At 61.2% G+C, this 22,697-nt stretch carries 19 protein-coding genes; 15 read left to right on the top strand and 4 right to left on the bottom strand.

The annotated features are described in order from the left end of the window. Positions 1 to 63 precede the first annotated feature (63 nt). The 5 genes from AC3WVQ_RS33050 (at position 64) to AC3WVQ_RS33030 (ending at position 5,869) form a co-directional block, all read left to right on the top strand. Positions 64 to 627, top strand: a complete 564-nt coding sequence (locus tag AC3WVQ_RS33050) for a TRAP transporter small permease (RefSeq protein ID WP_034796497.1) — start codon at positions 64 to 66, stop codon at positions 625 to 627. A 10-nt stretch (positions 628 to 637) separates the two neighbouring features. After that, positions 638 to 1,918, top strand: coding sequence for a TRAP transporter large permease subunit (locus AC3WVQ_RS33045; protein WP_060517979.1), 1,281 nt, complete (start codon positions 638 to 640; stop codon positions 1,916 to 1,918). A gap of 63 nt (positions 1,919 to 1,981) precedes the next feature. Beyond that, the gene (locus AC3WVQ_RS33040) at positions 1,982 to 2,998 is read left to right on the top strand and encodes a TRAP transporter substrate-binding protein (RefSeq protein WP_112975571.1); all 1,017 of its coding nucleotides are present in this window, start codon (positions 1,982 to 1,984) and stop codon (positions 2,996 to 2,998) included. A 91-nt stretch (positions 2,999 to 3,089) separates the two neighbouring features. Beyond that, a complete protein-coding gene (locus AC3WVQ_RS33035) occupies positions 3,090 to 3,950 on the top strand; it encodes a shikimate dehydrogenase (protein WP_168711262.1) in 861 nt (286 codons plus the stop codon). A gap of 29 nt (positions 3,951 to 3,979) precedes the next feature. Continuing rightward, complete coding sequence (locus AC3WVQ_RS33030) at positions 3,980 to 5,869, top strand: bifunctional sugar phosphate isomerase/epimerase/4-hydroxyphenylpyruvate dioxygenase family protein (protein WP_492383572.1); 1,890 nt, start codon at positions 3,980 to 3,982, stop codon at positions 5,867 to 5,869. A gap of 332 nt (positions 5,870 to 6,201) precedes the next feature. Here the strand turns inward: AC3WVQ_RS33030 and AC3WVQ_RS33025 are convergent, their stop codons facing one another. The 3 genes from AC3WVQ_RS33025 to AC3WVQ_RS33015 form a co-directional block, all read right to left on the bottom strand. Further along, complete coding sequence (locus AC3WVQ_RS33025) at positions 6,202 to 7,275, bottom strand: porin (protein ID WP_112772006.1); 1,074 nt, start codon at positions 7,273 to 7,275, stop codon at positions 6,202 to 6,204. 149 nt (positions 7,276 to 7,424) lie between these two features. Further along, on the bottom strand, positions 7,425 to 9,161 hold the full coding sequence (locus AC3WVQ_RS33020) for an LVIVD repeat-containing protein (RefSeq protein WP_089045147.1): 1,737 nt from the start codon (positions 9,159 to 9,161) through the stop codon (positions 7,425 to 7,427). 235 nt (positions 9,162 to 9,396) lie between these two features. Then, positions 9,397 to 10,182 carry a GntR family transcriptional regulator gene (locus AC3WVQ_RS33015; RefSeq protein WP_192444932.1) on the bottom strand — a complete coding sequence of 262 codons (786 nt, stop codon included), beginning with the start codon at positions 10,180 to 10,182 and terminating at the stop codon, positions 9,397 to 9,399. A 165-nt stretch (positions 10,183 to 10,347) separates the two neighbouring features. Between AC3WVQ_RS33015 and AC3WVQ_RS33010 the strand changes: the two genes are divergently transcribed. The 5 genes from AC3WVQ_RS33010 (at position 10,348) to AC3WVQ_RS32990 (ending at position 16,068) form a co-directional block, all read left to right on the top strand. Then, complete coding sequence (locus tag AC3WVQ_RS33010; protein WP_192444930.1) at positions 10,348 to 11,334, top strand: ABC transporter substrate-binding protein; 987 nt, start codon at positions 10,348 to 10,350, stop codon at positions 11,332 to 11,334. A gap of 139 nt (positions 11,335 to 11,473) precedes the next feature. Then, the gene (locus AC3WVQ_RS33005) at positions 11,474 to 12,253 is read left to right on the top strand and encodes an ABC transporter ATP-binding protein (RefSeq protein ID WP_034796481.1); all 780 of its coding nucleotides are present in this window, start codon (positions 11,474 to 11,476) and stop codon (positions 12,251 to 12,253) included. A 7-nt stretch (positions 12,254 to 12,260) separates the two neighbouring features. Next, positions 12,261 to 13,184 (top strand): ABC transporter permease, encoded by a 924-nt coding sequence (locus tag AC3WVQ_RS33000; RefSeq protein ID WP_060517968.1) that lies wholly within the window; start codon positions 12,261 to 12,263, stop codon positions 13,182 to 13,184. A 12-nt stretch (positions 13,185 to 13,196) separates the two neighbouring features. Then, on the top strand, positions 13,197 to 14,438 hold the full coding sequence (gene kynU / locus AC3WVQ_RS32995) for a kynureninase (protein WP_192444928.1): 1,242 nt from the start codon (positions 13,197 to 13,199) through the stop codon (positions 14,436 to 14,438). 199 nt (positions 14,439 to 14,637) lie between these two features. Next, entirely contained in the window at positions 14,638 to 16,068 is a 1,431-nt protein-coding gene (locus tag AC3WVQ_RS32990) for an NAD-dependent succinate-semialdehyde dehydrogenase (protein ID WP_192444926.1), read from the top strand. 76 nt (positions 16,069 to 16,144) lie between these two features. Here the strand turns inward: AC3WVQ_RS32990 and AC3WVQ_RS32985 are convergent, their stop codons facing one another. Further along, complete coding sequence (locus AC3WVQ_RS32985; protein ID WP_060580828.1) at positions 16,145 to 17,050, bottom strand: LysR family transcriptional regulator; 906 nt, start codon at positions 17,048 to 17,050, stop codon at positions 16,145 to 16,147. A gap of 141 nt (positions 17,051 to 17,191) precedes the next feature. Here AC3WVQ_RS32985 and AC3WVQ_RS32980 point away from each other — a divergent pair, with 141 nt between their 5' ends. The 5 genes from AC3WVQ_RS32980 to AC3WVQ_RS32960 all read left to right on the top strand — a co-directional run bounded on the left by AC3WVQ_RS32980 (position 17,192) and on the right by AC3WVQ_RS32960 (position 22,512). Further along, complete coding sequence (locus AC3WVQ_RS32980; protein WP_034796473.1) at positions 17,192 to 18,148, top strand: dihydrodipicolinate synthase family protein; 957 nt, start codon at positions 17,192 to 17,194, stop codon at positions 18,146 to 18,148. Positions 18,149 to 18,169: 21 nt separating this feature from the next. Then, positions 18,170 to 18,712, top strand: a complete 543-nt coding sequence (locus AC3WVQ_RS32975) for a 3-hydroxyanthranilate 3,4-dioxygenase (RefSeq protein WP_060530138.1) — start codon at positions 18,170 to 18,172, stop codon at positions 18,710 to 18,712. Between the two features lie 29 nt (positions 18,713 to 18,741). Further along, a complete protein-coding gene (locus tag AC3WVQ_RS32970) occupies positions 18,742 to 19,548 on the top strand; it encodes an aspartate dehydrogenase (RefSeq protein WP_060517961.1) in 807 nt (268 codons plus the stop codon). A gap of 778 nt (positions 19,549 to 20,326) precedes the next feature. Beyond that, positions 20,327 to 20,503 (top strand): hypothetical protein, encoded by a 177-nt coding sequence (locus AC3WVQ_RS32965; RefSeq protein ID WP_167550733.1) that lies wholly within the window; start codon positions 20,327 to 20,329, stop codon positions 20,501 to 20,503. A gap of 101 nt (positions 20,504 to 20,604) precedes the next feature. Next, a complete protein-coding gene (locus AC3WVQ_RS32960) occupies positions 20,605 to 22,512 on the top strand; it encodes a sensor domain-containing diguanylate cyclase (protein ID WP_246810395.1) in 1,908 nt (635 codons plus the stop codon). Positions 22,513 to 22,697 lie beyond the last annotated feature (185 nt).

Raw genomic sequence — 22,697 nt, 5'->3', positions numbered from 1 at the left:
CCGCCCCGTGACGCCAATGTGATGCGCGGGCGCCAAGACGGCACTCCGCTTTGGGAGGAGCGCATGATCCGCATTATCGATTTCTATTTCTTCGCGCTGAAGGTGGCGATTGCCTTGCTGCTTGCCGGCATGGTCGTCCTCGTCTTCGGCAACGTCGTTTTGCGCTATGCGTTCAATCAGGGCATCACGGTCTCTGAGGAGCTATCACGCATCTTCTTCGTCTGGCTCACGTTTCTTGGCGCCGTGGTTGCCTTGCGCGAACACGGGCATCTCGGCGTTGATACGCTCATCAAACGACTGCCGCCGGCCGCCGCGAAGGTCGCGGTGCTTCTTGGCCATGTGTTGATGCTCTACGCTACCTGGCTGATGATCAGCGGCAGCTGGACGCAGACGCTCATCAACCTGCATGTCGGCGCGCCTGCGACTGGGCTTTCCATGGGCTTCTTCTATGGGGCCGGTCTCGCCTTTGGGGTACCCGCATTCCTCATCCTGCTTGCCGACGCTTTCGCCATCGCGACCGGACGCATCGACGTGACGACGGCGGAACTGGTGCGCGACAGCGAAGACGAAGTGGCGCTTGACCCACACCCCACGGCCACGCTCGGGCCGCTGCCCGTCAAACGCTGAGGACGAGCCGATGACGGTCACCATCTTCCTTGGCGCACTTCTCGGCCCCATGGCGCTCGGCGTGCCGATTGCATTTGCGCTGATCATCAGCGGCGTCGCCCTGATGCTCTTTCTCGGGCTCTTCGATGCACAGATCGTCGCCCAAAACGTCTTGAACGGCGCCGACAGCTTTCCGTTGATGGCCGTGCCCTTCTTCCTGCTTGCAGGCGAGGTCATGAACACCGGCGGGCTTTCCCGCCGCATCGTCGCCCTGGCGATGGCCATGGTCGGTCACATCCGCGGCGGCCTCGGCTTCGTGGCGATCTTTGCCGCCTGCATTCTTTCCAGCCTCTCTGGTTCAGCTGTCGCCGACGCGGCGGCCCTCGGCGCGCTGCTTCTGCCGATGATGCTGAAGAGCGGTCATGATCCGGCGCGCGCCGGAGGGCTGCTTGCCTCTGCATCGATCATCGGGCCTATCATTCCGCCGTCGATCGGCTTCATCCTCTATGGTGTGGTTGGCGGCGTCTCGATCACCAAGCTCTTTCTTGCGGGCATTTTCCCGGGTTTGATGATCGCCGCGGCCCTTTGCATCACTTGGCTTATCGTCGCTCGCAAGGAGCAGTTCGAGCTCCCGCCAAGACAAAGCGCCCGCGTGCGGCTTGGAGCGCTGCTCGACAGTGTCTGGGCGCTTCTGTTGCCGGTGATCATCATCGTTGGTCTGAAGTTTGGTGTTTTCACGCCAACCGAAGCCGGCGTTGTTGCGGCGGTCTACGCCCTGTTCGTCTCGATGGTCATCTACCGCGAGCTGACGCCGGGCCAGCTCTTCCATGTCTTCGTAGCGGCCGCGAAAATTACATCCGTCGTGATGTTCCTGGTTGCCTGCGCTGCCGTTTCCGCCTGGCTGATTACGGTTGCAGACGTCCCCGGTGCGCTTGCCGCGCTTGTCGAACCGCTGATGGACAACCAGACCCTTCTGCTCATCGCAATCATGGTCCTGATCGTTGTCGTCGGGACAGCGATGGACATGACACCGACGATCCTCGTCATGACGCCGGTTCTGATGCCGATCATCAAGCAAGCGGGGATCGACCCGGTCTATTTCGGCGTGCTGTTTATCATCAACAATTCGATCGGCCTGATCACCCCGCCAGTGGGCACCGTTCTCAACGTTATCTGCGGCGTCTCGAAACTGACGATGGAGGACCTGATGAAGGGCGTGTGGCCCTTCCTCATTGCCGAACTGATCGTCCTTTTCCTGCTCGTCCTGTTCCCAGAACTGGTGACCGTACCGGTCTCCTGGTTCGGGCACTGACGGCAACTTTTTATTGCGCTTCAACAGGCCGGCGGGATTACCGGCTCAATCTGGGAGGATAACATGTTGAACCGATTTACAAAAATGGCACTGGGCGTCGCCCTGCCGATCGTTTTGTTTGCAGCAGCGCCAACGCTTGCAGAGATACGCGACCAGACCATCAAGTTCGCGTCAGCCAACAACAAGGGTCACCCCCAAGTGACGGGCATGGAGAAGTTCGCCGAGCTCGTGAATGAAAAGAGTGGCGGCAAGATCGAGGTGAAGCTGTTCCCCGGCGGCACGCTTGGTGGTGACGTGCAGACCGTCTCCGCTCTCCAGGGCGGCGTTATCGAGATGACCGTGTTGAACGCCGGTATTCTTGCCAACAACGTCAAGCAATTCGGTGCCGTCGACCTTCCTTTCCTCTTCAATAGTGGCGAGGAGGCGGACAAGGTGATGGATGGCCCCTTTGGCGAGAGCCTCAGCAAGCTTTTGCCCGATACCGGCCTAGTCGGACTTGGATACTGGGAACTCGGCTTCCGCAATCTCACGAACAATCGCCATGCAGTGACCAAGCTTGAAGACATCAAAGGTCTGAAGATCCGCACCATCCAATCTCCGATCCCGATCGAACTCTTCAACACGCTCGGCGCGAATGCCGTGCCGCTGCCTTATACGGAACTCTACACCGCGCTTGAGACTGGGACGGTTGATGGGCAGGAGAACCCGGCGGCAAACATCCTGAATGCCAAATTCTACGAAGTGCAGAAATACATGACGCTGACCCGTCACCAGTACAATCCGCAGATCGTGCTCGTCAGCAGGAAATTCTGGGATGGCCTGAACGACGAGGAAAAGACCGTCCTGCAGGCGGCCGCGACCGAGGCCCGCGACTATCAGCGCAAGGTCTCGCGCGAGGCGGATACCGCAGCCCTTGAGGAAATCCGCAAGACAGGCATGGAGGTCAGCGAATTCAGTCCCGAGGAGACGCAGAAGCTGCGCGACGCCGTCAAGCCGGTGATCGAGAAGTTTAGCGCCGAGATCGGCGCTGACACCGTGCAGTTGTTGTTCAAGGAGATAGGTGCCGCGCGGGGCCAGTAACCGCGCGAATACTTCGGCCCGCCCGCAAAGTCGCGGCGGGCCGCAGGCTGGCTGCCCTTTGCAACGGGCTCAGAAGATGGAAACGGAAACAATGTCCGAAACGCTTGTAAGACCCTTGAAGGCGGGCCTGATCGGTGCAGGCATCCAGGCCTCGTTGACGCCCGCCATGCACATGGCCGAAGGTGCAGCTCAGGGACTCCGCTATGCTTATGAGCTTATCGATCTTTCCGAAATTGGTGCGACGGAAAATGATCTGCCGCGGCTGCTCGCCGACGCTGAGAGGCAGGGGTTTGCCGGCCTCAACATAACCCATCCGTGCAAGCAGGCGGTCATTGCCCATCTCGATGAACTCTCGCCAGACGCACACAGGCTCGGTGCCGTCAACACGGTCGTGCTCACAGGAGGGCGACGATATGGCCACAACACCGATTGGTGGGGCTTTGCGGAAGGCTTCAGGCGCGGATTGCCCGATGCAGATCTTTCCTCGGGCGTGCAACTGGGAGCAGGAGGTGCGGGCGTCGCAACAGCCTATGCCGCGCTTTCGTTTGGCCTGAAGCGTCTCATCGTTTTCGATCGCGAGCCGGAACGGGCGCGATTGCTTGCCGCGATGCTGACCGCCTTGTTTCCAGAAGCCGACATCACCGCCGGTACGGACCTTTCTGTTGCGATGCGATCGGCATCCGGGTTGATTCACGCCACGCCGACCGGCATGGCGAACTATCCCGGGATGCCGCTTGACGCCGAACTTCTCGATCCGCGGCACTGGGTCGCCGAGATCGTCTATTTCCCGCTCGAAACGCCGCTGCTTTCAGAAGCGAGGCGACGCGGATGCCGCACGCTCGACGGTGGAGGAATGGCGGTATTCCAGGCAGTTGGCGCTTTTCGCCTGTTTACAGGTCTTGAGCCCGACACAACGCGGATGCTTGCCCATTTCAAGGCAATGACCGGCTGATTCCCGAAAATTCCACCGAGGAGCAAGTGATGAAGACCTCGATAGCAACGGTTTCGCTCAGCGGCGACCTCAAGGACAAGCTGCGTGCCATCGCCAAGGCGGGCTTTGCCGGTGTCGAAATCTTCGAGAACGATTTCCTCGCCTTTGACGAGAGCCCGCGTCAGGTTGGCCGCATGGTGCGAGATTTCGGTTTGGAGATCAGTCTGTTTCAGCCGTTCCGGGATTTTGAGGGCATGCCGGAGCCGTTGAGAGCCCGAACGTTCGACCGTGCCGAGCGCAAGTTCGACTTGATGGAGGAGCTCGGCACCGACCTCGTCCTTGTCTGTTCCAATGTCTCGCCGGCTGCCGTTGGTGGCATTGACAGGGCGGCCGCGGACTTTAGCGAACTAGGCGAAAGGGCCGCAAAGCGGGGCTTGCGCGTCGGTTACGAAGCGCTCGCCTGGGGACGTCATATCAGCGATCATCGAGACGCCTGGGAAATCGTCCGGCGCGCCGATCACCCGAGTATCGGGCTGATTCTCGACAGCTTTCATACGCTGTCGCGCAAGATCGAGATCAACTCGATCCGCTCCATCCCGAAGGAGAAGATCTTCATAGTCCAGTTGGCCGACGCCCCGCTGATCGACATGGATCTGCTGTATTGGAGCCGGCACTTCCGCAATATGCCGGGCGAGGGCGATCTCCCAGTGACAGACTTTACCCGCGCGGTGGCGGCAACTGGATATGACGGCTATCTATCGCTCGAAATCTTCAACGACCAATTTCGTGGAGGCAACCCCAGTGCGATCGCTGTCGATGGATATCGCTCGCTGATTTATCTCGGGGATCAGGTCAAGCGCGCCGAACCGGATACTCGTTTGCCGGTCCCCATAATGCCCCCTCGCGTCGACGTGAGAGGTGTAGCGTTCGTGGAGTTCAGTGCCTCGGAAGAGGAAGCAGGCGAACTCGAAGCGTTGCTCGTTTCAGTCGGATTCACGAAAACAGCACAACATCGGACGAAACAAGTGGTGGTCTATCGCCAGGGCGCCATCAATTTGGTGGTCAACACCGAGCGCGAAGGCTTTGCCAGCGCTTGCTATCTCGTTCACGGCACGTCCGCCTATGCCTTCGGCCTCATGGTGGATGATGCTGCGGCGACGGTAGAAAGGGCACGGGTGCTTGGGGCAGAACCATTCGAGCAGCCGGTTGGTCCAGGCGAGCTCGTGGTTCCGGCGATCCACGGCGTGGGCGGAGGGCTCATCTATTTTCTGGACGACAAATCCGAGCTCTCCAAGATCTGGGAGGTCGAGTTTGAGCCAGTGCGCGACGGCGGCTCTGTCATCGCGGCCGGATTATGCTCCATCGATCACATCGCTCAGACCGTAAAATATGAGGAAATGCTAACCTGGCTGCTCTTCTACACATCGCTACTCGATGCTCATAAGACGCCGATGATCGACATCGTCGATCCAGCAGGCATCGTTCGCAGCCAGGTCGTGGAAAATGACGCCGGCACGTTGCGCCTGACACTGAACGGCGCGGAAAATCGCAACACGCTGGCCGGCCGGTTCATCGCCGAAACCTTCGGTTCCGGCGTCCAGCATCTGGCCTTTGCCACCGATGACATTTTTTCGACCGCGCAGGCGTTGCGCGCCAATGGTTTCAAGGCGCTACCGATTTCGCCGAACTACTACAATGACGTTGAAGCGCGCTTCGGTCTCGACGTTCAACTCGTCGAAAGGCTGAAGTCCGAAAACATCCTCTATGACCGCGACGAGGACGGCGAGTATTACCAGCTCTACAGCCCGACCTTTGGCGAAGGTTTCTTCTTCGAGATCGTCGAAAGACGGGGCTATCGCGGCTACGGAGCCGCCAACGCGATTTTTCGCATTGCAGCGCTACGAAAGTACCTGAGGCCAGAGGGGCTGCCAAAAGGCTGACAGCCTAGCGATGGTAATTCTTTCCGTTGCTAGGGAAAGTTCGCGCCCGGTTCCCGGCCGATGGCATGCCCTATGCTGAAATCCTTTGGCGCACGACCCTTCAACCGGTCAAGCCGCGTGCGAACGGACTCTGGCCGCGAGCAGTCGCCGCCTGGAATGCTCATCTTGGAGTGGTGAGATACTCGTAAGCTTTGAAACAACTGGTGGCGGGGTTCGATTCCGTTCAGGGAGTTGCACAGCGCGAAGGTTTCTCTGGCAAGGGCAGCCCGCATCGTTGCTGCAGCCGGATAAAAACCGGCAGCAAGGTCGCCGCCGGTTCCTCAACGCGAAGCTTAAAAGTTTCTTTGGAAGCGCACGACACCACCGAAGGCGTCCTCGTGTCCGCGAAACCCGCGAAAAGCGGTGTAGTCGAGTTCCGGCGTGATCTTGAAGCCCGGCACGACCTCGTATGCAACGTTGAGCGCCGCGTTCCAGGTACCGTCCTCTTCGAAGTCGATCTGCGTGTTTATCGTCGCCTTCTCGCTGATCTTGGCGGAGAAGCCGCCCCACATCGCCCATTCGCCGTACCAGCTTCCATAATAATTCGGCCGGCTCGGGTCGGATTGGTAGGCAGCCATGACGAACAGGGAGAACGCGTCGGTGACGTCGAGGTTGACGCGCGCCTTGAAGGCCCAGGCATCATAGCGCGTGTCATAGGCCGCCATGCCGAAAAGCGTCATCCGGTCCGCTTCGTATTTCACCCCGCCGAGGAGGTGGGGAATGCTGTCGGCCCGTAGGTCAAACCACTCGCGGCTTGCCACGCCGGACGCGTCGACCGCCTCCAGTTCCCAGGAGCCATTGCCTTCCTCTGCGCCCACCATGGCGGAAAAGCCGTTGCCGAAGTCGTGGGTATAGCTCGCCTGCATCGTGCGGTCGCCCGAGTAGTAAATGACGTCGTCGTAGATGACGTTGCCGGCACCCCAGGTCCAGTTGGCAAAGAGCGAATCGGCGATGCCGACCGAGAAGCCGGCAAGCTCGATAAGCGCTTCCGAAATGTAGATGCGCTCGCCAGATGCCTTGTGCTCGAAGCGCGTCTCCAGATAGGAGCGCAGCGTACCGAACTCGGTTTCATTGCGAGCGTCGAAGCGCAGTGTCGCCCGCGCCTTGCCGGGCAAGCCATCGAGCGAGCCGCCCCAGTAGACATCGTCGCCGGCCGCAACCTCGTGGCGCAGGTAGCCGCTGATCTTCAGGCAGGTTTCGGTGCCCGGAACATAGAAGAAACCGTTGCCATAGGCATCGCAGACGCGGACATATTCGACCGGTTCCGCGTCTGCAGCCGTTGCCGCTTGGGTGGCGGCCATCAGGCAGAGCGCCGCTGCGGCACCTTTCAGGAGGAGAAGTGCCGTAGCACTGGTTGGTTTGTACATATCGAGTTCGTTCCCTTGTCGGTTCTTGAAAATTGGCAAAGCTTCGCCGGCTCCGTCCGTGGCGTGCGGGACAAGCGGGTGCTGAGCGGGTCTGTATGGAATGAGAGAAAAAAGGGCCGGTATCGTTTGCGATACCGGCCAGTCGGGGGTTACCCGCGCGGCGGCCAGACTTCGCCGGCAAGGCCGGTTTTCGGTTCACCGAGAAGCGGCGTCTTCAGGGCGCGGATGCCGTCGATGCTGATCAGCCAGATGATGTTGCGGTCGTATTCGGTAAAGACCGCGAAGCTGGCGTTTTCATAGGTGTATTCGGGCATTTCCTCAGGCTTGGGGAAGCGCGGCACGTAGTAGCCGGCGATCTTCGGATCCTTCGGGTCCTTGACGTCGAAGATCTGCAGGCCGGCATTGTAGAAGGCATAGGGCAGGATGCCGTCGCGGCTGTGACCCGGCTGGTGGGTCGTGCCGGAACGCTTCGGACCGAAGCTGCCGCGCCGCTGGCAATAGTCGGTGAATTCGGCCTCTGCCGGGGGTGTCGGACGCGGGAAGGTGGCGACGACCTTCGGGTCCTTCGGATCCTTGGCGTCGATGACCAGCACGTCCTTGTAGGGCTCGTAGCAGTTGGAGTTCATCGGGTAGCCGTTGGCAAAGACATAGCCGGTGCGCTCGTACTGGCTGGTATCGGCATTGTCGAATTCGGTACCGGCAAAGCTTGGCGGGATGCTCAGATGACCCATCATTTCCGGCGTGCCGGGATTGGTGAGATCGAAGGTGTAGAAGCCGAGGCCGCCCATCGCGCCGAAGCCGATCTTGCCACCTTTTTCCACCGGCTTCGGCAGGAACAGCGGCATGCGCGAGCCCATCCAAGACGTGCGGTTGCCGGCGCGCGGGTTCATCAGGTAGGCGTCCTCGCTTGCCTTGTCGCCGACGACCTGTCCGGGAACGGTGACCTGGCTGACGAAAAGAGGATTGGCCGGGTCCGTCATGTCCCAAGCCTGGTAGCCCGGCGAATGCAGGTAGTCCGGATACTCGGTCAATGCGTAGCTGTCGTCGGGCGCCGACGAGAGGTACATGTACTTGCCGCCAAACCAGGCGGGTGCGTCGAGCGAACCGGAGCCCTGCTGCTTGCCGATGGGCGCGTCCGGGTTGTTGATGTCGGTCGTGCGGGTGGCGATCAGCGTCCAGTCACTCGGCAGCGGCCCGTTCATCTCGTAGACCTTGAAGCCCTTGAGCGAATTGTAGTGGCGTAGCGTCTCGACGATGTCGGGCTGGGTGCGCTTGTTGTCGAGAATGCCGAAGCGGCCGATCTCGTAGGAGGCTACGACGACGTTTTTCTGGAGCTTTTCACTCCAGGCAATCGTCATACCGCCGAAATAGTCCTGGACCGTCTTGGCGTCCCAGTCTTCGCTTGAACCGTCCTGTCCCCAGACGCCGCCCTTGGAATAGACGACCTTGGCCTTGGCCGGGTCGGTGATGTCGAGCACGCGCATGTAGTCGCGGTCATGCAGGTACATGTAGCGCTTGCCGTCAAAATCCGCGACGTCGGGCCAGGCATGCCAGGGCGACGTGATGTGCGGGTAGAAGGCGATTTCCTCGACGTTGCTCTTGTAGGTTTTGTCGTCCCAATGGGTGAGCTGGCCGGGGAAGTTCGGCGATGCGCCGAGTGCTGTGGCGCGCGGCGCGTTGAACTTGCCCGTCGCCGGATCCATGCCGTAGTCCTTGCCCGGCGTCAGCGCCGGCGGCTGCTTGTCGTAGGTCAGTTCCGACCAGCGCTTGAGGTGGGGATCCTGGATGTTGATCTCCGTCGGTACTTCCTTTTCCCAACCCGCGGCAAGCGCAGTGCCCGCGGCCAGACACAAAATTGAGCACGTGATGATCAGCCTTCTCGGCATGTTGGTCTCCTCCTGGAATATCGGTGAACGGACGCGTCCAAGGCTGGCAGCGGCGCAAGCAAACGACAGCTCGGCGGCGAACACACCCCTGTGTCGCGTTCCGAATTCTTCTTTCGTCGTGTCAGTTGATCGCGAAGGCCTCCTCATGCCCGCGCAAATCACGCCGCTTCCGTTTGCTTAGGCGCCATGAAACAGGGTCGCTTTCCCCATAACAATCGCCTTAATCAGCATTAATTCATGCGGATTTCTTATGAGTTCCCGGGCGTGTTGATGGTTTGCGGGATGCAGATGACGCAACTTCCCCTTCCTCGACGGCGTAGACTTCGAGCGGATAGCCGAAATGCTCGTCCATCAGGATCCGAGCGCGTTCGGCGTTGCGGTCGAGTACGGCCTCCATCAGCTCGGTGTGCGGACCGATGGATTGCGCCTTATGCAGCGCGGCCATGGCCTCCGCGTAGCCGGTCGTCTCTCCGTGCGCCGCGCGCAGAACAGGGGCGAAGGCGAGGAACCGGTAGTGGCGTTGGAGCTGGTCGGAGATGGTCGAGCGGAAGTGCATCAGCCAACTCGATTGCGCAGCGCTCAAGAGGGCGGCGTGAAATGCCTCGTGCCGTTCCATCCAGGTATCCACGGCAAGGTCGGAAGAATCCTCGACGATCGTCTTGCAGCGAGACAGACGGTAGTGCGCCGTGACGATCGCCGATTCCCATTCCGAGCCGCCGCGCTCCATGGCTTCCAGCAACAGAGGGATTTCGACGACTGCGCGGGCTTTTGTCAGATCCTCCAGCCCCTTGCGCGACACGGGTGCGACGGTGAAGCCGCGGTTGGAGATCGCCACCACCAGCCGCTCGGCCTCCAGCCGCGACAGCGCCTCTCGAAGAGGCGTCCGCCCGACATCATAGGTCTTGCTCAGAAGGTCGGGCCGCAACGGCGCCCCCGGTTGCAGGCGGGCCATGAGGATCTCGTTTCGCAAAATCCTGTAGGCGGCCTCTGTTTTTGTGCTGTTTTCCTGCTCGTCGACCAAAGGCACCTCCAAAATTCACCGCCCGAATGTTCGGTAATCATATATGCGAGAATAATATATGATAATCGCCAATTGCTATAATTGTATACTATATCGTTGACTTTGCCGTTGGGCTGCGCTTCCTCATCGCTCGTGCTGTCACTGCGACAGCTGGAGGAGGAACCCATGGCCAACACAAAATCGAAACTCATCACAGGCCTGATGGCGGCGGGCCTGGTGCTTGCCGGCATCGGTTCGGCGGCTGCCGATCCGATCCGCATCGGCATCGCCAATTTCGGCGAACACCCACCGCTCAACGCCGCCATCGCCGGCTTCAAGGCGGCGCTCGCCGAAAACGGCTTCGTCGAGGGCAAGGACGTCGTCTACACGGAGAGCCACACCAATTTCGACGCCTCGCTGGTGCCGCAGATGATCGCCAAGCTGCAGGCCGAACAGCCAAAGCTCGTCTACACCGTCACCACCCCGGTTTCGCAGATCGCCAAGAAGGCGCTCGCAGGCTCCGGCATCCCGGTGATCTTCACGGCCGTGACCGATCCGGTCGCCGCCAAGCTCGTCCCGTCCAAGGAAAGCGGCGACGACGGCATCACTGGGGCGACCGACAGCCAGGACATGGCGGCCGTGCTCGCGTTTACCAAGAAGCTTCTGCCGAACGCCAAGCGCCTCGGTCTGCCTTACAATCCGGGCGAAGCCAACGACGTTGCGCTGCTTGAAGCGGTGCGCAAAATTGCGCCTGAGCAGGGCTTTGAAGTCGTCGAAGTCGGCGTCGACAACCTCAACGACATCCAGCAGCGCATCACCTCGCTCTCCGGTAAGGTCGACGTCATCTATGGCCCGACCTCCAACATGATCCAGCCGGCGATCGCGGCGGTCGCGTCGGCCGCGCGCCAGGCGGGCATCCCGGTCGTCAATGCCGTCGATACTGCCGTACAGGAGGGTTTCGTGCCGGCAAGCTTTGCCGTCAACTACGAGCAGGTCGGCAAGAATGCCGGCAAGATTGCGGCTGAACTCTTGAAGGGCAAGGACCCGAAGTCCATTGCTCCTGTTTTCCCTGCCTATGAGGACCACCAGGCACTGATCTCGAAGAAGGCGATGGCCGCCTTCGGCGTCGAGATCCCGGATTCGCTCGCCGACTGCAACTGCATCGTCGAGTAATCCGACGCCAGCAACGGCGGCGGCCACGACGCCGCCGTCCATGAGCGCGCCCCGCGCGCCCTGTCCATTCGTATTTACATGAATTCCGGAAGCAAGGCTGCGGAGGCGGCCTCTACGGAATTGCTCAGAGGAGGAACGGATGCTCGAAATCCGATCTGCACGAAAGGTCTTCTACAAGGGGCAGCCCGACGAGAAGATCGCCCTCAACGATCTCAGCCTGACGCTTCCGACCGGCAACTTCGCCATCGTCATCGGATCGAACGGCGCCGGCAAGAGCAGCATGCTCAATGCCATTTCCGGCGCGCTCATGCTCGATTCAGGCAAGATCCTCATCAACGGCGACGATGTGACGGCACTGCCCGTGCACAAACGTGCGACACGGGTGGCCCGGGTCTTCCAGGATCCGATGAAAGGCACCGCCGCCTCGATGACGGTTGCGGAAAACATGCTGCTTGCCGAATTGCGCGGCAAGAAACTCGGCCTTGGCCGAGGCCTCAATGCCAGGCGGCTCGCGAGCTACCGCGAACGCCTCGCGGCGCTGAACCTTGGGCTGGAAAATCGGCTGGACACGCGCGTCGAACTGCTCTCCGGCGGCCAGCGCCAATCGCTTTCGCTGATCATGGCGACCTGCGACCAGCCGGATCTGCTGCTCCTCGACGAGCACACCGCAGCCCTCGATCCCCGCACGGCTGACATCGTCATGCAGGCGACGGTACGCGCGGTCGAAGCCTTCAATCTCACCACCCTGATGGTGACGCACAACATGCAGCACGCTGTCGATTTCGGCCATAGCGTGGTGATGCTCGATGCCGGCCAGATCCGGCTCGAGATCACCGGCGCGGAAAAGGCCGAGGTCACGATCCCGAAACTCATCGGTCACTTCGGCATGAAGACCGACCGGATGCTGCTCGCAAGCTGAGACGGACATGGAAACGGTTTCTACGATATTTTCGAACTTCATCACGCTCGTCCCGGTCACGCTGGCGCAGAGCCTCATCCTTTCCTTCATCGTTCTCGGCATCATGCTGCCGTTCCGCACACTGAATTTTCCGGACCTGACGAGCGAGGGCGCATTCCCGCTCGGCGGCTGCGTCTGCGCGCTGTCGCTCGCCGGTGGCGCACCCGGTTGGCTGGCGATCCTCGTTGCGATGGCCGCAGGCTTCCTGGCGGGTAGCTGCACGGCCTTCGTGCATCTGCGCTTCCGCATCCACACGCTGCTTGCCGGCATTCTGATGATGACGATGCTCTACTCGATCAATCTGCGGCTGATGGGCAAGTCCAACCTCTCGGTGTACGGCACGCCAACCATTTTCGATGGCGTACCCTTTGCCGAGCCGGGTTTCCCGGTCGCGAAGATCGTCGTTGCAGGACTGCTCGGCATTGCCGTCTATTGCCTTTTGAACCTCTATTTCCGGACCGAACGCGGAACGGCCATGCGCGCCGTCGGCTCCAACCCGGATATGGCGGAAGCGCAGGGGATCAGCATCTGGGCCTTCACCATCGGCGGGGTCGGTCTAGCCGGTGCCTTCTCGGCCACCAGCGGCGCGCTCATGGTGCAGTCGCAGGGGTTTGCGGACGTCAACATGGGCATCGGTACGCTGATCAACGGTCTTGCGGCGCTGATGATCGGCGAAGCCATTGTCGGCAAGCAGACGATCCGGCGCCAGCTTGCGGCACCCTTCGTCGGAGCCATCGTCTACTACCAGCTTGTCTCGCTCTGCCTTGCCGCCGGCATGCCGCCGACCGACCTGAAACTTGCCACCGGCCTCTTCGTGCTCGCCATGCTGGCGCTCCCAACCCTCAAGCGCGCCCGCGGCCCCATGCCGGCCCGCGAAACCGTCCGTGAATAGAAGGACTGCCCCATGAACATCGATATCCATGCTGTCGAGGCGCTCGACCGCGACGACCCGCTCGCGGCCTTCAAGAAGCGCTTTGATTTGCCCGAAGGCGTCACCTATCTCGACGGCAATTCGCTCGGCGCGGCGCTCTTTGCCTCCTATGCCGAAATCGAGAAGGCCGCGAAACTCGAATGGGGCCGCGACCTCATTCGCAGCTGGAACACGGCTGGCTGGTTCGCCCTGCCGCTGACGCTCGGCGACCGCGTCGGCCGCCTCATTGGCGCAGCACCCGGCCAGACGGCCGTGACCGACCACACCTCGGCCAATGTCTACAAGGCGCTGCACGCCGCACTCGGCCTCAATGCGGAGCGCAAGGTCATTGTCGCGGAAAGCGAGAGCTTCCCGACCGATCTTTACATGGCTGAGGGCGTGATTGCGACGCGGCCCGGTACCGTCCTGCGGCTTGAGGGCGTCGATGGCCCGCGGATCGAAGACGTGATCGACGAGAGCGTCGCCGTGGTGCTCGTCAATCACGTCAACTACAAGACCGGCGCTCTGCGCGATATGGCGGCGCTGACCAAGCGCGCGCACGATGTGGGTGCGCTCGTCGTCTGGGATCTCTGCCATTCGGCCGGTGCGCTGCCGGTGGAACTCGATCGCTGCAACGTCGATTTCGCCGTCGGTTGCACCTACAAGTATCTGAATGGTGGCCCCGGTGCGCCAGCCTTTATCTATGTCGCCAGGCGCCATCAGGAAAAGGCCAGCCAACCGCTCAGTGGCTGGTGGGGCCACGCCCGTCCATTCGCTTTCGAGCGCAATTACGACGGCGGCGCGGGCATCTTGCGCTTCCTCTCCGGCACGCAGCCAATCCTGTCGCTGCGCACGCTTTCGGCCGCGCTCGATCTTTGGGATGAAGTGGACATGACGGCCATCCGCCGGAAGAGCATCGCACTCACCGACCTCTTCATAAAGCTCGTCGAAGCGCGTTGCGGCGCGCATGGCCTGAAGCTGGTCGGTCCAAGCGACGGCACGGTGCGCGGCAGCCAGGTCTCCTTCGAGCACGAGGGGGCCTATGAAATCATGCAGGCTCTGATCGAGCGGGGCGTCATCGGTGACTTCCGCGCCCCGGCCACCATCCGTTTCGGTTTCACACCGCTCTATACGAGTTTTAAGGATGTGTGGAACGCCGTGGACGTGCTGCATGACGTGATGGAGACTGGCGCTTGGCGCGACGCCCGCTTTGCTGTCCGTAGCGCCGTGACCTGATCGCGATCGCTTGTGAAAAATGGAAAAGCGCTTTCTCTGTCCGGGAAGGCGCTTTTTTTCGTTTGTGCTGGCTCGAGACTTATCACATCTCGATATCAATTCATTCAACCTATGTGGATTGTTATATTAGACCGCTGATTGCATCCATTACCGGAACAGGAAGGCGCAGCCTCTGAAGGAATGGCGAAAAGGCAATCTCATGGCTCAGGATACGCATGCTCAGCTCTATATCGGCGGCAAATGGAGGGCGACCTCTGAGGCGCTCGCCGTCATCAACCCCGCCAATGAGGATGTCATCGGCAAGGTGGCGGTCGCCCGCGAGACGGATCTCGCCGATGCAACAGACGCTGCCTGGCAGGGCTTTCAGGTCTGGAGCCGGAAATCGCCGGCTGCCCGCGCGGCGATCATCCTGAAGGCGGCCCAGCTTATGCGCGAGCGCTCAGAGGAGATCGCGCGTTCGATCACGCTCGAAAACGGCAAGCCGCTTTCCGAGGCGCGGTCCGAGGTCATTCGCGGTTGCGAATTCTTCGAATGGGACGCCGGCGAATGCGTGCGTCTCTACGGCCGGGTTATCCCGAGCGCGCCGGGCATCCGCTACATCGTGCTGCAGGAACCGATCGGCCCGGTCGCGGCGTTCTCGCCCTGGAACTTCCCGATGAGCCAGCCCGCCCGCAAGATCGGCGGCGCACTTGCGGCCGGCTGCTCCATCATCATGAAGGCGTCCGAGGAGACGCCAACGGGCGTCGTGCACATAGCGCGGGCGTTCCACGATGCAGGCCTTCCTGCCGGTGTGCTCAACCTCGTCTTCGGCCACCCCGCCGAAATCTCAGGCTATCTCATCCCTCAGGACCGGATCCGCATGGTCGCCTTCACCGGCTCGACCGTCATCGGAAAGCACCTGACGACGCTCGCTTCGCAAGTGATGAAACCGGCGCTGATGGAACTTGGCGGCCACGCGCCCGTCATCGTCTGCGAGGATGCCGATCCGGTTGCGGCCGGCATTGCCTGCGCCACCCGCAAGTATCGCAATTCCGGCCAGGTCTGCACCTCGCCGACGCGCTTCTTCGTGCACGAAACGCTCTACAGGCGCTTCACCGACGCCTTCGTGGAGAAGGCGCGTTCGATCAAGGTCGGTGACGGCCTCGACGCAGGGACGCAGATGGGCCCGGTGGCCAACGATCGCCGCATCGCTGCCCTCCAGGAGCTTGTCGACGATGCACGCGCAAAGGGCGCCCGCATCCTGTGCGGCGGCGGACGTCTGGACGGCAAGGGCTACTTCTTCGCGCCGACCGCGATTGCCGATCTGCCGGATGATGCCCGCGCGCTCAGCGAAGAGCCCTTCGGCCCGCTCGCGCTGATCAATCCGGTTGCCTCGATCGACGAAGCGCTTACGAAAGCGAATGCGCTTCCGTTTGGTCTTGCCGCCTATGGCTTCACCAACTCGGCCGCCAACATCGACCGCCTGATGCAGGGCATCGAGGCCGGCAATCTTTCGATCAACACGCTCGAGGCCTCCGTCGCCGAAACGCCGTTCGGTGGCGTCAAGGAAAGCGGCCTTGGCCGCGAGGGTGGCGCGGAGGGCCTGCATCACTACACCGTCGTCAAGAACGTCTCGCTGCGCACCGCCTGACGGCATCGCGCGCCGCAATGAATGGATGATCAGGCCGAAACCGCTGTCTGGGTGGTTTCGGCCTTCTTGCGTTCCATCAGCCGACAACCGGGACCATGTCGCGCAGCACCTTGCGCAGCAGTGTGCGCACCGCGAGCGTCGCGGGGGAGGGCGTGCGTTCGCGCGCCGTGATGACAGAGACATCGCGGGCAATCGACGGCTCGACCAACGGGCGGGCTGAGATCTTCCGACCGTTGAGGCCGGTAAAGGCATAGGTCGGCAGGATGGCAACCCCCGCCTCCCGCTCGACGAGCGAAAGGGCCGTGTTGATCTGGTGCACTTCGAGAGAAGGGCGCAGTGGCACGCCGGCGCTTTCGAAGCCGACCTCGGTCAGAAGACGGATATTGCTTTCGCGCGTCAGCGTGATGATCGGTTGGTCGGAAAGCGCGGACCAGGCCACTTCGGCCTTCGTGCAGATGGCGTGGCCCTCGGGCGCAAAAACCATCAGCTGGTCGCGCAGCACGCGTTGGATCTCAAGGCCGTCCTCGTCGCTGGCAAAGGTGCCGACGCCGAGGTCGCAGAGGCCACTGCGCACCCGGGGCGCGATCATGTCCGTCACGACGTCCTCGATCCTGAGTTTGAGGTTCGGATGGCTTTGAGCGACTTCCTGCAGCAGGCGCGGCAGCACGGTTGCGCCAAGGAAGGGCGGGGCGGCGATGCGCACCAGGCCCGTTCTCAGTTGCCCGAGATCGTGCACCGCATCGACGGCGCGCTCGATTTCCGCAAGGCCGGGCAGCGCGGCCGCCGCAAAGACCCGACCGGCCTCGGTCAGTTCGACGCGTCGGGTCGTGCGGTCGAAGAGCCGCGCGCCGAGCAGCGCCTCGAGGTCGCGGATCGCATGCGAGATGCCGGCCTGGCTGGTGCGCAAGCGTTCGGCGGCGCGGGAGAAGTTGCCGAGTTCGACCACGGCCTGAAAACACTTGATCTGACGGAGATTGAGCATCGCGGGATCCATACTGATTTCGGCATGAATATATACAGACTATGTGTCTTAATGAATAAAAAAATCCTGCGCTAAATGCGCCGAGAGAGACCGGAGCGGTTGCTTCACGCGCCACCGGACGGACATGCGACAGGGAGCGTCATGAAATACCAGCGTAAAGATGCAAAGGCCCATTCCCGTGCCACGATGCGCGGCATCTGGGCGGCGGCGAACACGCCGTTTACGGCCGATGGCGCCATCGACGAAGAGGGCTACCGCCGCAATGTCGAGCATTGGATTTCCGATCTCGGTATCGACGGCCTCTTCATTGCCGGCAAGCAGGGTGAGTTCTTCTCCATGTCGGTCGACGAGCGCAAGCGGATGTTCGATCTATCGGTGGAAGCGGCCGGAGGACGGGCGCAGACGATCATGTCCTGCTCCGACCAGAACATGGATGTGGTGATCGATCTTGCCCGTCATGCGCAGGCCTGCGGCGCCGACTACATCGTCGTGCATGCGCCGATCCTGCATTTCTTCAAGCAGCAGGACGAAACGCTGCTGCGCTACTATGAGGCCATCGCCTCAAAGGTGGATATCGGCATGGCGCTGTGGTCGCATCCCGACAGCGGCTATCTGATGAGCCCGGAACTGTGCAACCGGCTTGCCGACATCGAGACGGTGGTAGCGATCAAGTATTCGGTGCCGCGCGCCATGTACAAGGCGCTGACGGCGCTCGCCGGCGACCGCATCCTCGTCTCGACCGCTTCGGAAGAGGAATGGCTGGATAACGTCTTGGAACTCGGTTGGCAGCTTTATCTCTGCTCGTCGCCACCCTACACGCTCCAGACCAAGGCCGACCGGCGCATGGCCGAGTACACAGCACTCGCCTTTGCCGGAAAGGCCGAGGAGAGCCGCGCCGTCAGCGCGAGCCTGCAAGGGGTGCGTGACGCCTTCCGCAAGTCCAAGCCCGCGGAAAAGCCCCATGCGCACCAGAAGTACTGGCAGGAACTGCTTGGCCAAGTGGGGGGAGCCGTCCGCCAGCCACTGCTGGAGCTGACGGATGCGGAAAAGAGACTGACCAGAGCCGCCTTCGAGGAATGCGGCCTGAAACTGCGCTGAACGGGACAGGGAGGAATATCGATGACGAAGCTCAAGGCGTTCAATCTGCAAAAGTGGATCGACGAGCACAAGCACCTGCTGAAGCCGCCGGTCGGCAACCAACAGATCTGGAAAGACGCCGACCTCATGGTGACGATAGTCGGTGGCCCCAACAAGCGCACCGACTATCACGACGATCCCGTCGAGGAGTTCTTCTACCAGCTAAAGGGCGACATGGTGCTGAAGCTCTATGACGGCAAGGAATTCTACGACGTGCCGATCCGGGAGGGCGACATCTTCCTGCTGCCGCCGCATGTGCGCCACTCGCCGCAGCGGCCGATGGAGGGATCGATCGGCCTTGTGATCGAGCCCACGCGGCCTGAGGGCCTGCTCGACGCTGTCGAATGGTACTGCTTCGAATGCACGGAGCTTGTGCACCGCGCGGAGGTAGACCTCGAATCCATCGTCGACGATCTGCCGCCGATCTATCAGGCCTTCTACGCGGACGAAAAGCTGCGCACGTGCCCGAAATGCGGAACCGTGCACCCCGGCAAGACCCCGCCCGAGGGCTGGGTGACGCTCTGAACCCGGCAGCCAACCAGCAAAGGATCGTCATGTCGAAAGTCGAAGCCATCTGCCTCGTGGGCTGGGGCGCCATCGGACAGCGGGTGGCAGCACTTCTTAAGGCGCGGGCCGCGAACGCCCGGATTGTCGGGATCGCCGTGCGCGATCCCAGGGAAATCGAAGCGACCATGCCGGAAGGGGCGGTTCATGTTGCCGGTCCAGAAGCGCTGACGGCGACCGGCGCGACGTTGGTCGTCGAGGCGGCGAGCCGCGAAAGCGTCCAGCCCTTCGCCCGGGCGGCATTGGCGGCGGGCATGGATTTCGCGGTGTCCTCGACCTCGGCCCTGGTGGATGCCACCGTGCTCGACGAACTCGTGGAACTTGCGCGGCGGAACGGTTGCAAGCTTATCATACCGCCGGGCGCGCTCGGCGGCATCGATGCGCTCTCGGCGGCCTCACGGTTGGGTCTGGACAGCGTGGAGCACATCATCACCAAGCCCGCGAGGGCCTGGTTTGGGACGCCCGCCGAAGAGTGCTGTCGCCTAGGCGAACTTCAGGAAGCGGAAGCTTTCTTTGCAGGATCGGCCGCTGAGGCGGCGACGGCCTTTCCGCAAAATGCCAATGTGGCGGCGACCATCTCCCTTGCCGGCATCGGTATGGAACATACGCGTGTGCAGCTCGTCGCCGATCCCAAAGCAGTGGAAAACACGCACAGCATTATCGCCCGCGGCGCCTTCGGCACACTCGAAATCCGCCTTCAGAACCGCCCGCTCGCAACCAATCCGAAATCCTCGGAGATGACGGCACTGAACCTCGTTCGCCTGATCGAGAACAGGACAAGCGCGCTTGTCCTTTAGTCGGTAGCTGCCGCTCGACTGCTCGGCCATTGCCGTTCCGGGCAGATCTTTGTGCTGCCGGCAACCGCATGCGCCGCTTTATCCGTTGGCTCTATCGAAACCACCTTTGGCATCGTCGGTGAAACACGCGTGCGGTGGTGCTTGAACGCCCAGACGTTGCGGGGGCAGTCGCTCCGACGCGGGTTTTCACGCTCTTCCTAGCAAGCCGTCGGCCGATCCAGGAGAGGTAGGAGGTGGTTTTTCCTGCTGTCAACGGGGGATAAGCGGGACAGAATCGCATTGCGCGAAAGCTACGCGATACAGTGATGCGCGCCAATGTGCCTGCTGCCGAACGAAGGCTGGATCAACTTCTTGCCCGCCAGGCTCGTCTCGAAGGAGAGCGAGATGGTCACCGCGAAGTTCGAACCCCGGCAAAACGTCTAGAACGCGGGTTGATGCCGCAGAGGAAGTAACGATGGCCGGCGAGCGACGTAAGCCTGCGAGTGGCTCGATGCCTGTCTTTGTGAAGCTCGTTTCGGGAACAAGAGCGAAGCGCGGCCGTTCTACGGTCAGACCTGCCTCATCGAGCCCGCACTTGGAGCAACGGCCGAAGGGAAGAGATCTGACAGTGGCGTCAGCGCAATCGCGCCCCTACCCGAAGGGACGCAGCGCGCTGCAGCACACTGCCACACCCACAGTGAAAATACGCCCGTTTCTCGCACGACCTTCGGGCAAGGTCCGCTTGCGAGACGAATGCGTTGCGATAGAGTTGCTCTGCGATTCGTCGCCTGGAGGAAAGATGCGTCAGCAGACAAAGCCGTTTATCGTTGAGATCAAGCAGTCCCGAAAGCTTAAACCCAACGGCGAAAAACTATCGATCTGGGGGAAACTGGATTTGAGCGTTGCCGAAGAGCACGTGGCATCCGAGAACCCAGTAGAGGCACCGGCCGCCATCGAAAGCGGCGACCGGCTCTAGCGCGCGATCGGCGCAAACCCTCAAAGAGCCATCTCAAACATCCGTCGTGTCCGGTTGCAGTTCATGAAGAGAGGCGGTCGCGCGCTCTTCTGGAGCGGCCCATGGATGATTGCCCGCTTGTCGTCGTCCAGCGCCTTGCGCCAGAATTGAAGACAGGAAGTGTGAGCGGGCCGCGGTTCGCGTTCAGGCGCTATAGCAAGGTCGTCGCCTTCCGCCGAGCCGATAACAGGCGCGTTTTTGCGGCGCTTAATGGTATCGAAAGCTTCTGGCTGTATCGAAGCCCTATGCTTGGGGGTGGGTTTCGAAGTCGTGCTTTGGCGGTATTTCTGCTTCTGTTGATGCTGACGCACCTGGGCGTTGGATCGACCCACGCTGGTGATTCCAGCAACATTCGCAATTCCTGCTGGGCATCCGGCCGCATCTCAGAGAACGTGATCACCATAGCTTTGGCAGCCGAGCGGTGGTCCTGTGATGACCGGAAATTCTCGATTGATTCCGAGCGAGTGCTGCTTCGCTTCGATCTCAGGCCGGGCGATAGCCCTCCTCGATACTTTCTCTCCAGGCGGAGCGCACTTGAGGCGGTGCATCTCCTTGCAATCGACCAGGACGGCGCGGTGCGGCAAGCCTCCGTTTCTGCAGCAGCGTTGCCCAGCTCAATGGCCGGTGGGTATTTCAAGGCTCCCCTGCCTGTAGTGACAGATGCGACGCGGCAAGTCGTCGTCGCAATCGATTTGCCTAGCCATCGGATGACACTGGAGCGAGCATATCTGGCACCAGTGGATGTCGCAGTCGATAGCATCGACGATATGCAACTCCTGACGTTCGTCGCAGGCCTAGCTGGCATGCTCGCCATGCTTCTGATCTTCAATGCGGCGTTCTATCGGATCCTGCGCGAACCTTTTGTTCTCTGGCACTCGGCTTTGACGCTGTCGTTGCTGATGACCATTATGACCTCATCAAGTTTGTCAGTCGTATTTTTCGACCCGCCGGCCATGACTTTGAGCTGGATGACCACCTTGCTCTTCGGGATGACGGTCGCATCAGGAGCGATGTTTACGTACAGCTTCATCGAACCTGGACTGATGCATCCTGCACTACGGCGTCTGCTACCCTATTGTGCGGCATCGGCATTGTTCCTGAGTGCGTTTCACGCGGCATTCCCGTTCGTTGCGCGGCCAATACAATCGACCGCGTACACGGCTGCGTTTGCACCGATCCTCATCATTTTCATACTGTCGATGATCGACGCATTGCGCCGCGGGAGTCGTGCGGCAAAATTTCAGGCAGTCGGATACACGCCAATGATCGCGGTCGGATTGATCCGTCTGGTGACGGGCGTCGTACCCTGGTTCGAAAGTATCGACGCCACGCTCGCGTTTTATGCTGGCTGTCTATTCGAAGCCCTCTTCACCACGCTCGGCGTAGCTGATCGCTTCGTGACCATGAAGCGGGAGCGAGATCGCGCACGCATCGAAGCCGATCTGCTTGAACGGCTTTCCGAAACGGACCCATTGACGGGATTGCTCAATCGTCGAGCTATTGAGGGACAGTTCGCGCAGCTTCGAGCTGATGGCTTTGCAACATTGGCGGTCATTGACCTTGATCATTTCAAGTCAATCAATGACGTAAACGGACATGCCGTTGGAGATGCCGTGCTCAAAGCTGTAGCCAATGCTTTCCAGACAGGGCCGGACGTGCGGGCATACCGTCTTGGCGGTGAAGAATTTGTACTTCTCTTGCGCGGCAATGATGCCGCCACCCTGGCCGAACGCCGGCGACAGGCAATTCCGGGAATTGTCGCCAGTACCGTTCCGGGTCTCGAGCGACCTGTAACCGCCAGCATGGGAGTGGCGGATACCTTCGGCGATGAAGGTTTTGAGAAACTCTATGAACGGGCCGACAAGCTCCTCTACGAAGCAAAGAGTGCGGGCCGAAATCGAACTCGGAGCACCATCAAGGCAGAGACGGATCTGGAAATCTTTGTGAAAGAACAGGCCTTCGCCAACTAGAGCACTCACAGTGCTGAATGAACGGGGGCCGAGGTTGGTTGCGGGCTTGGCCATGTCTCCTTCTTTCGGGCCGAAGTGGTTCCGGCCCAGTGCCGAACCGGCGGAAGACGGCCGCTTCAATGTTCGGGCTCGGCCGGACAGGCGGAGACGATCTGCGGGCATACGAGGCAGTGCCCTGCGAAAGG

The organism is Ensifer sp. EB106-05-01-XG146, from assembly GCF_058791875.1.
The sequence above is the reverse complement of the archived record's forward strand: the minus strand, read 5'-3'. Positions and strand labels throughout refer to the sequence as shown.